Source organism: Vulcanococcus sp. CPBay_Sum15L08_68 (assembly GCF_017855895.1).
Classification (GTDB): Bacteria; Cyanobacteriota; Cyanobacteriia; order PCC-6307; family Cyanobiaceae; genus Vulcanococcus.
On the sequence record NZ_JAFMFX010000051.1, the window covers coordinates 1 to 12,214 of the forward strand.

Sequence of the window (12,214 nt, forward strand, 5' to 3'; positions counted from 1 at the left end):
CTGGATGCCCACCGAGTGCATCCGAACCAACTCCGGACGCTCCAAGCTGCCGCTGAGGGCCTGGGCTTCAAAGGCCGCCAGCTCCTGCAGGCGCTCCACCGTGACCTCCCGGCCAAAGCGCTGCTCACACAGCACCCAATAGAGCCCGAAGTGGCGGGCTTCACTGGCCAGGAGCTCGCCATAGAGGGCTTGCAACTCGGCATCCGGGCTATGGGCCGCCAAGAGGGCCATGCGCTCATGGCTGCGGGCCTCGATTAAGCCCGCCACCAAAAAGGTGTCCAGCATCCGCTGGGGTTCCGCCTTGCGGACCTGGGCCATCAGGCTGGAGCCATAGGCCGGAGCCGGCAGCTGCTTCAAGGGAATACCGCGGCGCTGCAGTAGCGCCAGAACCTGCTCAAAGTGCTCCAGCTCTTCGCGGGCCAGGGCGCTGAGCTGCGCGCCCAAGGACTCATCGGAGGGATAGCGGAACATCAACTGCAGGGCGACCCCCGCCGCCTTGCGTTCGCAGTGGGCGTGGTCAATCAGCACCAGATCAGCGCGGGCCACGGCCTGCTCAAGCCAGGCCTGGGAGCTGGGGGCCGCCAGCCACTTCACCCGAGCCGCCTGGCTCTCCAGGAGCACGGTCATGGCTGCGTCCGCAACTTGGCCACCAAGCCCTGGAGCGCCAGGGAATAGCTGGCCGGTCCAAAGCCGCTGATCACCCCCAGCGCCTTGTCGGCCAGATAGGAGTGATGCCGAAAGGCCTCGCGGGCATGCACGTTGCTCAGGTGCAGCTCCACATAGGGAATGGCCACCCCCAGCAGGGCATCCCGCAGGGCTATCGAGGTATGGGTGAGCGCTCCGGCGTTGATCAAGATCCCGTCCACCTGGCCGCGGGCCTGATGGATCCGATCGACGAGGGCTCCCTCGTGGTTGCTCTGAAAGCAACTGAGCTGGACGCCCAGCGCCTCCGCTTCTGCGCCCAGCCGCTGCTCGATGGCATCGAGGGTGTCGGCGCCGTAGAGCCCCGGCTCACGCTGTCCCAACAGATTGAGGTTGGGGCCGTTCAGCAACAGCAGATGCATCGGTGCCGGCCAGGGTCAAGGTCCACTGCGGCGATCGTAGGGAGAGTGCCTAGTGGGGCCCCACCGGCTGGTAAGTTCTTGGGGTGTGGTTCGGGTCGGTGCCCGAGTGGTTAATGGGGGCGGACTGTAAATCCGCTGGCTCTGCCTACGTTGGTTCAAATCCAACCCGGCCCACCTTCCACATGCCCTTGTAGCTCAGCGGTAGAGCACTCCCTTGGTAAGGGAGAGGTCACGAGTTCAAGTCTCGTCAAGGGCTTCCAAAAATCACCGACAAGTCAAGCGGCACCAGACTTGTCACCCCACCGGCTCTCAAGCCGGTTTTTTATTGCAATGACCCGCACGCGGGCCAGATCAGGGGCCCCAGTGATACACATTTCAGCCGATACCTTGATGAAGAACCACAAGATTGGCGAGCGGCTTGAACGTGCTGGTTGGTAATTTTCAACCACGAATCCGTCGGCCTTCTTGAGCGGAACACCCCCACAATCACTGCGTTGCTTGATCGTGGAAGACCAGCTGATGTTTCTTCAGCTGCTGCGCTCGCTACTGGAAGCCATGGCCGGCATTGAAGTGATCGGCTCAGCGACCAGCTGCCAAGAAGCCCAGGAGCTCTGCGAGCTGGATGCACCCGACCTGCTGGTGCTCGATCTGGCCCTGCCGGATGGCGAGGGATTGGACGTTGCCCGGGCCCTGCATCGGCGGTCGCCAGAGTCCAAGGTTGTGGTGCTCTCCGGCCAGGCCTCCAGCTTTGTCTGTCCGCCTGAGCTCCTGAGCCAAATCTGCGGCGTTGTGGACAAGACAGCCGCCTTCCAGCAACTGCATCAGGTTCTCGAGCAACTGGTGCCGCAACCCATCGCAACGCTGACACCGCGCCAACAGGAGATCTATGCCCTGATTGGCCGAGGCCTCAGCAATAAGGAGATCTCGAAAGAGACCGCCCTATCGATCGCCACGGTGGAAACCCACCGCAAAGCCATCGCCCAGAAATTGGGACTCTCTGGCGCCGAACTGGTGCACCAAGCCTCGCGGCTCGCCCCCCTCACCATTGCCCAAGACACCTAGATGGCTCCACGTCACTTGCTGAGCACCCCCAGAAAACTGGCCAATCGGCTGGCCCTGCTGAGCGCGCTTCAGCTCGTGCTCGTCGGAGGCAGCCTCAGCGTGCTGAGTTTCGCCATCGGCCGACGCAGCGGCCTGGAGATCAGCGAGACCTACCGCCAAAACGCCTCGGTGGTGGAACTCTCGACGCGTCTCTCCCGCAAGCTCAGCTACCCCCGCTGGATCAACACCCTCAACCTCGCCTGGCTGGAGCAAAACCCAGGACGTGTTTCGGAGTATGCGGCGATGGCCGAGCGCTTCTGGAACCAGATGCGTGCCTTCCCCGTGGATTACATCAACTACGGCGGAGCCGACGGCCGTTTCATCGGCATGGAGCGCGGCGATGACGGAGAGCTGCTGCTCAACGAAGACACCAGTCGCAGCGGCCGGGGCTCGATGGCTGTCTATGCGATGAAGCAGGGACAACGGGGTGAGCTGCTGGAGCGCATTCCAGGCATGACCGAAACCCACGAGGAAGCCTGGTACACCGACACGGCCAAAGCAGGCAAACCCCTCTGGAGTTCGATTTACGCCTGGGAAGACCAGCCCGAGATTTTCTCGATCTCCTACAACGCGCCCCTCTTTGGAGCCAACCGCAACCTGCTTGGGGTGGTGGGGGTCGACATGGTTCTCTCCCAACTGAGCACCTGGCTCGAGCAGGTCTGGAAGGGCCGCGATGGTTTGGCCTTGATCGTGGAGCCCGACGGCACCCTGGTGGCGAGCTCAAGACCCAGCCAAACCCTCAGCCGCAGTAAGGGCCAAGTGGAGCGCTCCCGATTGGCCGCGCTGAGCGACCCGATGGCGCAAGCCCTCCATCAACGGCTCAAGGGGGGAGCCAACGGCAAACCCGAGCGTGCCCAAATCGATGGCCATCCCTATTCCCTGGTGGCCACGCCCTGGGGCACCGATGAAGGACTGAATTGGATCCTGCTGACCAGCCTCACGGTGGAGCCCGGCACGGCCGCTGCTGACCGGGACGCCCTAATCGCCTTGCTGGCCTCAGCCGGAGCCCTGGCCGGAGCTGCAGCCCTGACCAACAGACAGATCCGCAGCCTGCTCTATCCCTTACGCCAGCTCGAGAGCACCTCCGAGCAACTCAGCCAGAAGCTCAGTCAAGCCACATCACAACTGCAGCCGGAGAGTTTGCAGTTCCACAGCGGCGTGACCGATCAGTCCGGAGAAGAATTGGTCTCCCTGGATGGAGCCCTACGGCAACTGGTGGATGGCTACAACCGCCTCACCAGCGAGCTGAGGGAACGGGAAGCCAGCCTGGCGGAAGCGCGAGAGAAAGAGCGCTACCGCGATGCCCAAACCCTGGCACTGCTGAAAGACAAGTTGCGCAGCAGCCTGCAGGCTGCTGCCGTGGCCCACGAAATCAATCAACCGCTCAGCGTCTTGCTGCTCAACAGCCAGCTGCTGATCAAGCAAACGGAGAACGTCGACCTCAGCGCGCTCCCCAGCGGCTGGAAGCAACAGGTGGAGGGCATTCGCCACGAAGCCGATCGCGTCGTGCTCACGATCGAGAAGATGCGTGCCCTGCTGAGGAACGTCCAAACAGAGCATCAGCGCCTGAACCTGCGGGAGATCAGCCAGAGCGCCCTGCTCTACGCCCGCTCGGGGGGCAGCACGGCCCGCGTGGCCATCGACAGCATGGCCCTGGAACGCGAGGACGCCCCCGCCTGGATTGAAGGCGATGCGGTGCAGATCCAAATCGCGATCGTCAACCTGCTGCGCAACGCCGCCGAAGCCCTGATCGACGCCCAGACCGCCAAGCCCTGGATCGGCATCAGCATCGAGGCCCAGGGGGATCAGTGGTGCCTGGACGTCGCCGACAACGGACCGGGCCTGCCGCAAAGCCTGCTCGATCAACTCCCCCTGCAAACCAGCAAAGCCAGCGGCAGTGGCCTGGGGCTGTTTGTGGTGCAAACCACCATGGAGAACCACAGCGGCCAGCTGGACGTTGCCACCAGCCCCCAAGGAGGCGCCTTGCTGCGGCTGCGCTTCCCTGCCCTACCCAGTTCTGGGGATTGATCAGACCTATAGGGGTCATGCACGGTGTGCATACCTCGGGGTCAAGGCCTTGGCGGACCTACTGCTGGAAGGGATCCCGGTGCTGGATCTGCTGGAGATCACCAGCAGCACGACCGCCGTGGCCCAGCGAATCCAGCGCGACCAGAGCTCGGTCTCTCGGATCTACCGCCATGTCAGCCAAGTCCTGAATCTGGACTTCCAAAAACGGAGCAACGGCCTCTATCAAGCCCAAGCCAATCAGCCCTTGCTGGCGAGCCTGCGGTTGGCCTCACAGCAGATGCGTCTGGCTCTGATGCCGAGCCAACTGCGCTGGCTCCACAGCCTCGATGAGCCATTGCTGCTGGGTGACCTCGGCCTGCGGCTTCCCCCAGCGCTGCCCCTGACGGGCAGCCGGCAGCCCGAGCGCTTGGCCGCACTGCTGGAGGGGCGACTCCTGGATCTTGTTCTGCTCAGTGAGCCCCCTCTTCTGCCAGCCTCAAGCGCGCTGATCAGCCGGCCGGTGGCCGGAGAACGGATCTACGCACTGCTTCGTCAGGACCTCATCCAAACCCCTGCCATTCAGCAGGTGCTGGATCTCCAGAGCCCATGAAATGCTGAACAAGACCGGGGAGCTCTAGGGATGCTGAAGTCGATCGCACTGCGCCGGGTCTTGATCTATTTCGGGCTGAGCAGCGCGGGCGTTGCGGCGGTCAGCCAACTGGAATTGGATCAACGCAGCGCGGGCGTGATCTATGTGCCGATGTTCATCGGCATCTATGTCCTCTCCCGCTGGATTGAATCCAAGCTCTCGGCCACCCCTCCGTCCGTGAGCCCCGAGGCGGACTCCGAACTCCCCAGCAAGGGCTTCATGGCGAAGTCACCCAAGCCCTAACCACGGGATTTCCGCCGCTGTCCATAGGGTGTCTCAAGCCCTGCCCGTCCATCTGTGCTCCAGCTGACTACCCCCATCGCTGCGATGCGTCAGCTGGTTGTGGGTGGAACCACCCGCCCGCTGCAGTGGCGCCTCGAGCAACTGGATCGACTCGATGCCGCCCTCAGCGCCCACAGCGACGCCGTCCTGGAGGCCCTGGCCAAGGACCTGGGGAAGCCTGATGTCGAGGCCTACTTCGAGGTCGTCGCCGTTCGCCAAGAGATCAGCCTCTGCCGCCGGCAGCTACGGCGCTGGATCGCCCCCAAAAAGGTCAGCGTTCCCCTGAGCCAGCGGCCAGGTCGCGCGGAAGTGATCGCTGAACCCCTGGGCTGCGTCCTGATCATCGGCCCCTGGAATTACCCGTTCCACCTGGCGATTCAGCCCCTCGTCAGTGCCCTAGCGGCCGGGAACACCGCCATCCTCAAACCGTCGGAGCACGCACCGGCAACGGCTCAGCTGATCAGCAGCCTGATCGGGGAGGCCTTCCCGCCCGAGATCGTCCAGGTGGTCCAAGGGGATGGGAGCACCGCCCAGGCCCTACTCGCTGAGCGGTTTGATCACATCTTTTTCACTGGCGGAGAGCGCATCGGGAAGCTGGTCATGGCCGCTGCAGCCCAGCACCTCACCCCCGTCACCCTGGAGCTTGGGGGCAAGAGCCCGGCGGTGGTCCTCAGGGATGCAGACCTCGAGGTCACCAGCCGCCGGTTGGTCTGGGGCAAGTGCCTGAACGCCGGGCAAACCTGCATCGCCCCGGACTACCTGCTGGTGGAGCGCAGCGCCCGGACGTCACTCATTCAGTCCCTGGGCGAGCGCCTCACGGCTTGCTTTGGCGAGGAGCCTCTGGACTCCAGCGACCTGGCCTCGATCGTCAACGACGCGCAGTACGCGCGGCTTAGCGCCCTGCTTGAGCGGGCCCGCGAGCGGGGCCAGGTGCTGCTGGGGGGGACCTGTGATCCGGAACGCCGCCGGATCGCCCCGACCGTGATCCAGGTGAACGATCGCGAGGATCCGCTGATGCAGGAGGAGCTCTTCGGTCCCCTGCTTCCAATCCTCGAGGTGGATGGATTGGAGCAAGCGATCGAGTGGATCAACCAACGCCCCAAACCGCTTGCTCTCTATCTATTCAGCAGCTCCCAGCAGAGCCAAGAGACGGTGCTCAACACCACCAGCTCCGGTGGTGTCTGCTTCAACGATGTGGTGATGCAGGTCGGGGTTCCCGAACTCCCCTTCGGCGGCGTCGGCGCCAGCGGCATGGGGGCCTATCACGGCAAGGCTGGCTTCGACACCTTTTCCCACCAGCGCAGCGTTCTGCGCCGGCCCTTTGCCCTGGATCTGCCCTTCCGTTATCCCCCCTACGCCGGACGACTCCCCCTGATGCGACGACTCCTGGGCTGAAGCCATTTCCATGCCTTATGGGAGGGGGACTGGCGCCCGCCTCCAGGCCCCGTATGGTGCGCCCAGTCGACCGTTGTTAAACCCAATGCGCCGCCGCTCTGCCGCCGCTTTAGCCCTGGCCCTTCTGCTTCCCCTTCCGGGGTTGGCCGGCGAGGTGGTGGTCAAGCGCGGTGAGACCCTCTCCGAAATCGCCGATCGCTACGGGACCACGGTCAATCGGCTGATGGAGATGAACGGCCTGCGGGATGCCAACGACCTCTGGGCCGGCAGCCGCATCAAGGTGCCGGGCAACGTCTACAGCGGTGGGGGATCGGGCAACTACACGGTCAAAGCGGGCGAGACCCTCTCTGAAATTGCCGATCGCTACGGCACCAGCGTCAACCGCCTGGTCCAGCTCAATGGCCTGCGGGATGCCAACGACCTCTGGGCTGGCAGCCGTATCCAGGTGCCTGGCGCCAGCGCCCGCCCGCGGGTGGCCGTGAACAAAAACGCCAAGACCCACCAGGTGCAACCCGGCGAGAGCCTCTCCTCCATCGCCGATCGCTACGGCGTTTCGATGCAGCGCCTGATCGCCATCAACGGCATCAGCAACCCCAACCAGGTCATGGCCGGCAGCACCCTGACCCTGCGCGCCGCCAGCAAGCCCAAACCCAAGCCCAAGCCCGCTGCTCCTGTTGCCGCCAAGCCGAAGCCAAAGCCCGCAGCAGTGGTGGCCGCCAAGCCAGTGAAAAAGGCTGAGCCCGTTGCGGCCAAGCCTGAACCCGCCAAGACCGAAGTCGCCAAAGCTGAACCGGTGAAGGTCAAGCCCTCGGTGGCCACCACCGTCGCAGCAACAACCGTGGTGACCCAGCCCGAGAAGAAGGCTGAGCCCGTCAAGGCTGAAGCCGCCAAACCAACGGTTGCCAAGGCCGAGGTCAGCAAAACCCAGGCATCGAGCACAACCGCCGCGGGCAGCACGCCCGACTGGCGCAGCTATGGCCCCCTGCAGGTGGATTGGGCCAATTGGCAGGCCATGGGCGGCAGCTACGTGGCCCCAAGCCTCAACAGCGAAGGGCAGCCCCTCTACCTGGCCATCAACTGCAACGCCAAGCGCCTGAATGCCACCGGTCAGTCGGGAGCCTGGAAGACCTGGGATGCCCCCCAGAGCGACTTTGAGCAGCGGCTGATCACCGATCTCTGCAAGGCCAAGCCCGGCTGATCAGGCCGCCAGCTTCAGGGTCCAGGGCTGGCGCAGGAAGCGGCGGCCCGCAGGCCTGAGCCAGAGGCGCTGACTGCCGTCATCGCTTTCGCTGATCAGGTCCTCCTGCACCAGGCGCCGCGCTAACCAGCGCCACTGATCGACCTCATCCCCTTCGGCCTTGGCCAGGTCCTCGCCGAGGCTGCGCAGGTCCACACCGCTGCGTTGGTCCAGTTGCTCCAGGACCTGGGAGGCCATCTCAGACCAGTCCCGCACCCGCGGGGCCTGGCTGCAACGATCGCAGCGACCGCAGGGGGGAACCAGCTCCCCCACCGAGAGCAGCAGGGCCTGCTCACGGCAGCCCGCCCCCTCGGCAACCGCCTCCATCCGCCGCAGCTTCTGCTGGGAGAGCTCTGCGCGGGTGCGGTCCTGCGGATCCCCGGATTCCTCGGCCGAGGAGCGAATGGCCCAGGCCAGGCTGGAGCGGTCCTCGGGGTCAAAGAGCACGATGCAGCGTGCGGGCAGGCCATCACGGCCGGCGCGGCCGGACTCCTGGAGGTACCCCTCGGTGCTGGCCGGAAGATCCAGGTGCAGCACCAAGCCCACATCCGGCCGATCGACACCCATGCCAAAGGCCACGGTGGCCACCAGGACGGGCATCTCGTGCTCCTGGAAATGGGTCAAGGCCAGGGCACGACTCTCTGGATCCATGCCGGCGTGATAGGCGATCGCCTCGACTCCGCTGTCGCTGAGGCGCTTGGCCCAGCTCTCCACAGACCGCCGGGTTCGGGCATAGATCAGGACCGCTCCGCGCGCCTCCTCCAGCGCCTTGAGGACCTCCGGCAGGGGGTCCGCCGGACGACGGCGCATCACATAAGACAGGTTGTCGCGCCGGGCTGAGCGCACCTGAATCAGGGGACGCCGCAGCTCCAGCAGGCGAATCAGATCGGCGCGGACCCGGGGGGCTGCGGTGGCACTGAGGGCCACCACCGGCACCCCAGGGCAGAGCCGGCGCAACTGACCCAGGCGGCGGTAGTCCGGGCGGAAGTCATGGCCCCAGGCACTGATGCAGTGGGCCTCATCAATGGCCAGCCCGACGAGTTTCCCCTCCTCGTGAATCTCCTCCAGCAAGCGCCGGGTGGCCTCCACCTGGAGCCGTTCGGGCGCCAGATAAAGCAAGCGCAGGCGATTGCTGCGCACCCGCTGCAGCAGGTCTCGCCGGCGCATGGGATCCAGACCGCGGTGCAGGCAGGCCGCTGGAATACCCCTTCGCTGCAGGTGTTGCACCTGGTCCTCCATCAACGCCACCAGGGGCGAGATGACCAGCACCAGACCCTCCCGGACCAAGGCTGGGAGTTGATAGCAGAGGGATTTCCCCGCACCGGTGGGGAGCACCGCCAGGCAGTCCTGGCCAGCGAGCATCGCCTCAATCACCGGGCGCTGGCCAGGGCGGAAGGCAGACCAGCCGAAGTGCTCCTGGAGGGCGGAGTCGAGGGAATCGCTCATCAGGCGGATCTCAGCCGGCCTGAGCCAGCACCGCGATTGCCGGAGCCTCGAGCTGATCGGGGGATTCCTCCACCAACTGCAAGCGCACGCGCTTACCGCCGGCGAGTTCCCCGAGGGAGACGCGCATGGTGTTGCCGCTGAGGGTTTGCAGGGCGGTCAGCAGCTCCCGCAGGTGGGGGGTGCTGCTGCCGCTCTCGACCCAGAGACGCTCCTGAAGACCGTTGAGGCGGCGCCAGCTGGTGTGGAGCTTGAGGACCGCCGATTCCAGGGCCTGGGCTTGCCCAACGGCATCGGAGAGCAGTCCCAGGGCATCAAGGCGCAGGGCCTCCTGCATCGCCTTATCGAGATCCAGCTCCCCCTGCTGGAAGGCCCGAACGGCCAGGCCGGCTTCCGAGGCTTTGCTCAACCAACGGGCGGTGCTGGTGACGTCCTTGACCCGCTCGAGCTCGGGCTCTTCACGCAGAACCTTGCGGAGATCCTCCTGCTGGTCGTCGGGCAGCTTGGCCAGCTCCTTCACCAGGGGGGCAACGGCCTTGGGCGGAAGCAGATTGTTCGCCGTGCGTTCCCGAATCTCTTCCGGCAGGAGCGGGCTGGTGGCTGCCGTGAACTCGTCGGTGAGTTGACGCACCTGTTTACGGGTGATCTGCTGGCCGTCGTTGGCGGCCTCGCCGATCATCAGCTGCACCTCTGGATCGGACTGGGCCGTCTCCATGAAGGCCCGCTTGGAGAAGTTGTTGACGCTGGTCTCCTCCAGGACCCCCTCCCCGAGCATGTGATCGGCGGATTCGGCCAGCTGAATCAGGGCGTAGGCGCGGGTTTTGCTGATTTCCTGTTCCCGCAACCACTGCAGGAAGCCGCCCCCGCGGGTATCGCCGCCACGGCGCTCCCGGTCCCGCACGCTGCGCAGGATCCGGCCCCGCCAGATCTCGGTCTGCAGGTCAAAGCGATCACAAATGGCCCAGGCCTCCTCAATGCGGGCCAGGAACTCCATCGAGCTGATGCTGTCGCTTTCGGGATCAGGCAAGTCGAGGCTGAAGGAGGGGGCCTCGGCCATGGGGAAACGCTCAGTGGAGGTCGATGGTGCCACGTTTCGTGACGGGCTGGCTTTGGGGACTCCCGCTACGGGTAAATTCCCAATGACAGCCACCCCTTTACAGCGCAGCGATGGCCATCTCCCGCGGTGACAAGGTGCGCATCAAGCGTCCTGAGTCCTACTGGTTCAACGATGTGGGCACCGTTGCCTCCATCGACACCTCCGGCATCCGTTACCCCGTCGTGGTGCGCTTCGAGAAGGTGAACTACAACGGCGTCAGCGGCTCCGAAGGCGGCATCAACACCAACAACTTCGCCGAGAGCGAACTCGAGAAGGCCTGATCCAGGCGCTCAAGATCTCGCAGTGATCCCCGGCCTGGGTTCAGGTCGGGGATTTTTGCTGTCTGGTCTGCGTGGCAATCTGTGGCCACCAACGGTCAGGGATCACGGGTGCCAGAGCTCCCCGAAGTGGAAACGGTGCGCCGCGGACTCGAACGCCAGACCCGTGGCTTCACGATTGAGCGGGTCGAGGTGCTGCGGGCCCGGGCCATTGCCGCTCCACCGGTCCCCGCGCAGTTCTGCTCCGCCCTGGAGGGATGCAGCGTCGATCAATGGATGAGACGCGGCAAATATCTGATGGCCAGCCTGAAGCGATCTGAAGAGGACGCTGGTCACTGGGGGGTGCATCTGCGGATGACCGGTCAGTTCCTCTGGATGGAGACCGCCAAGGAACCCTGCAGCCACACACGCGTGAGGTTCTGGAATCCCGAAGGCCAGGAGCTGCGCTTCGTGGATCTGCGCAGCTTCGGTGAGATGTGGTGGGTCCCCCCCGGTGAACCGCTGGAATCGGTGATGACGGGGCTGAAACGCCTTGGCCCAGAACCCTTCAGCGCGGCCTTCACGCCCCAGTACCTGCGGCAGAAACTCAAAGGGTCATCGCGGGCCATCAAGACGGCACTGCTCGATCAGGCCCTGGTGGCCGGCGTGGGGAATATCTACGCGGATGAGTCCCTGTTCATGAGCGGCATCGCGCCTGAGGAGCGGGCTGGATCGCTCAAGCTCAAGCAGTTGGAGCGGCTGCACAGCGCCTTGGTGGAGGTGCTGACCACCAGCATTGGGGCAGGCGGCACCACCTTCAGTGATTTCCGTGACCTGACGGGAACCAATGGGAACTACGGCAATGCCGCCTGGGTCTACCGCCGCACCGGCGAGCCCTGCCGGGTCTGCGGCACACCGATCCGTCGTGACAAGTTGGGCGGCCGCAGCAGCCACTGGTGCCCCTCCTGCCAGGGTGGAAGAACCCCCTGAGCGGGACGCGACGATGCCCGATGCCAACACCACAGCCCTCGCCAAGGCCCTGTGCGGAGCGATGGCTGAGATCCATCGGCGGGGCTGGTGCGACGGGACGGGCGGCAATTTCAGCTGTCTGCTGGATGGGGACCCCATTCGCCTGCTGATGGCTCCCAGCGGAGTGCACAAGGGGGCGGTTGCTCCGATCGATCTGATTCAGGTGAATCGGGAAGGGCATGTGGTGCTGGGCAATGGCAAAGCCAGCGCCGAGACCGCCCTGCACCTGGAGATCGTGAAAACCTGCGGAGCCGGTGCAGTCCTGCACACCCATTCGCAGGCCGGAACGCTCCTCTCCCAGTGGGCCCTGAAGAGCAAACAGGGCAAGCTCGAGCTGAGCGGCCTGGAGATGCTCAAGGGGCTGGATGGCATCAACACCCACGACTGCTCCGTGGAGGTCCCTGTCCTGGCGAACAATCAGAACCTCTCTGAATTGTCAGCGCAGGCCAGACCGCTGCTGAGCAACGCACCCCAGGGACTACTGATTGCCGGCCACGGGCTCTATGCCTGGGGACGCAGCCTGGGCAGTGCGATGCGTCACCTAGAGATCCTGGAGTTTCTACTGGAGCAGCGCTGGAGGCAACTGCTTCTCGAGGCAATCCTGGCCAAATAAATGATGACCGTTACGCACATCCTTCTTGATATCGAAGGGAC

At 64.7% G+C, this 12,214-nt stretch carries 13 protein-coding genes and 2 tRNA genes; 11 read left to right on the plus strand and 4 right to left on the minus strand.

The window, feature by feature from the left end; translation table 11 throughout:
- Both QZ189_RS08490 and aroQ read right to left on the minus strand, forming a co-directional pair.
- The coding region (locus tag QZ189_RS08490) for a tRNA-(ms[2]io[6]A)-hydroxylase (RefSeq protein ID WP_296421533.1) at positions 1-627 on the minus strand (627 nt) is incomplete at its 3' end.
- On the minus strand, positions 624-1,064 hold the full coding sequence (aroQ, locus tag QZ189_RS08495; protein ID WP_296421534.1) for a type II 3-dehydroquinate dehydratase: 441 nt from the start codon (positions 1,062-1,064) through the stop codon (positions 624-626). The genes QZ189_RS08490 and aroQ, both read right to left, overlap by 4 nt.
- Before the next feature lie 92 nt (positions 1,065-1,156).
- Here aroQ and QZ189_RS08500 point away from each other — a divergent pair.
- From QZ189_RS08500 to QZ189_RS08535, 8 genes are all read left to right on the plus strand, one after another.
- Positions 1,157-1,238: transfer RNA gene (locus tag QZ189_RS08500), tRNA-Tyr, on the plus strand.
- Between the two features lie 10 nt (positions 1,239-1,248).
- A tRNA-Thr gene (locus QZ189_RS08505) sits at positions 1,249-1,320 on the plus strand.
- Positions 1,321-1,568: 248 nt separating this feature from the next.
- On the plus strand, positions 1,569-2,126 hold the full coding sequence (locus QZ189_RS08510; protein WP_296421535.1) for a response regulator transcription factor: 558 nt from the start codon (positions 1,569-1,571) through the stop codon (positions 2,124-2,126).
- The gene (locus tag QZ189_RS08515) at positions 2,127-4,193 is read left to right on the plus strand and encodes a sensor histidine kinase (RefSeq protein WP_296421537.1); all 2,067 of its coding nucleotides are present in this window, start codon (positions 2,127-2,129) and stop codon (positions 4,191-4,193) included.
- Between the two features lie 49 nt (positions 4,194-4,242).
- A complete protein-coding gene (locus QZ189_RS08520; RefSeq protein WP_296416676.1) occupies positions 4,243-4,782 on the plus strand; it encodes a hypothetical protein in 540 nt (179 codons plus the stop codon).
- Between the two features lie 30 nt (positions 4,783-4,812).
- Entirely contained in the window at positions 4,813-5,064 is a 252-nt protein-coding gene (locus QZ189_RS08525; RefSeq protein ID WP_010315097.1) for a hypothetical protein, read from the plus strand.
- Positions 5,065-5,148: 84 nt separating this feature from the next.
- Positions 5,149-6,498: an aldehyde dehydrogenase family protein gene (locus QZ189_RS08530; protein ID WP_296421538.1), complete on the plus strand. Its 1,350-nt coding sequence runs from the start codon at positions 5,149-5,151 to the stop codon at positions 6,496-6,498.
- An 85-nt stretch (positions 6,499-6,583) separates the two neighbouring features.
- Complete coding sequence (locus QZ189_RS08535) at positions 6,584-7,696, plus strand: LysM peptidoglycan-binding domain-containing protein (protein ID WP_296421539.1); 1,113 nt, start codon at positions 6,584-6,586, stop codon at positions 7,694-7,696.
- Here QZ189_RS08535 and QZ189_RS08540 read toward each other — a convergent pair whose 3' ends face one another.
- Both QZ189_RS08540 and QZ189_RS08545 read right to left on the minus strand, forming a co-directional pair.
- Positions 7,697-9,181, minus strand: coding sequence for an ATP-dependent DNA helicase RecQ (locus tag QZ189_RS08540; protein WP_296416673.1), 1,485 nt, complete (start codon positions 9,179-9,181; stop codon positions 7,697-7,699).
- A gap of 10 nt (positions 9,182-9,191) precedes the next feature.
- Entirely contained in the window at positions 9,192-10,235 is a 1,044-nt protein-coding gene (locus tag QZ189_RS08545) for a hypothetical protein (RefSeq protein ID WP_010315089.1), read from the minus strand.
- 110 nt (positions 10,236-10,345) lie between these two features.
- On the opposite strand from QZ189_RS08545, the gene QZ189_RS08550 reads away from it, so the two are divergent.
- The 3 genes from QZ189_RS08550 to mtnB all read left to right on the plus strand — a co-directional run bounded on the left by QZ189_RS08550 (position 10,346) and on the right by mtnB (position 12,173).
- Positions 10,346-10,555, plus strand: coding sequence for a photosystem I reaction center subunit IV (locus tag QZ189_RS08550; protein ID WP_010315087.1), 210 nt, complete (start codon positions 10,346-10,348; stop codon positions 10,553-10,555).
- A 108-nt stretch (positions 10,556-10,663) separates the two neighbouring features.
- A complete protein-coding gene (locus QZ189_RS08555; RefSeq protein ID WP_296421540.1) occupies positions 10,664-11,521 on the plus strand; it encodes a DNA-formamidopyrimidine glycosylase in 858 nt (285 codons plus the stop codon).
- Between the two features lie 13 nt (positions 11,522-11,534).
- Positions 11,535-12,173, plus strand: a complete 639-nt coding sequence (gene mtnB, locus QZ189_RS08560; protein ID WP_296416679.1) for a methylthioribulose 1-phosphate dehydratase — start codon at positions 11,535-11,537, stop codon at positions 12,171-12,173.
- Positions 12,174-12,214: the final 41 nt, after the last annotated feature.

Coding starts and splice junctions, on each gene's coding strand:
- aroQ (WP_296421534.1), bottom strand. CDS start 1,064: ATGCATCTGCTGTTGCTGAACGGCCCCAACCTCAATCTGTTGGGACAG.
- QZ189_RS08515 (WP_296421537.1), top strand. CDS start 2,127: ATGGCTCCACGTCACTTGCTGAGCACCCCCAGAAAACTGGCCAATCGG.
- QZ189_RS08525 (WP_010315097.1), top strand. CDS start 4,813: ATGCTGAAGTCGATCGCACTGCGCCGGGTCTTGATCTATTTCGGGCTG.
- QZ189_RS08530 (WP_296421538.1), top strand. CDS start 5,149: ATGCGTCAGCTGGTTGTGGGTGGAACCACCCGCCCGCTGCAGTGGCGC.
- QZ189_RS08535 (WP_296421539.1), top strand. CDS start 6,584: ATGCGCCGCCGCTCTGCCGCCGCTTTAGCCCTGGCCCTTCTGCTTCCC.
- QZ189_RS08540 (WP_296416673.1), bottom strand. CDS start 9,181: ATGAGCGATTCCCTCGACTCCGCCCTCCAGGAGCACTTCGGCTGGTCT.
- QZ189_RS08545 (WP_010315089.1), bottom strand. CDS start 10,235: ATGGCCGAGGCCCCCTCCTTCAGCCTCGACTTGCCTGATCCCGAAAGC.
- QZ189_RS08550 (WP_010315087.1), top strand. CDS start 10,346: ATGGCCATCTCCCGCGGTGACAAGGTGCGCATCAAGCGTCCTGAGTCC.
- mtnB (WP_296416679.1), top strand. CDS start 11,535: ATGCCCGATGCCAACACCACAGCCCTCGCCAAGGCCCTGTGCGGAGCG.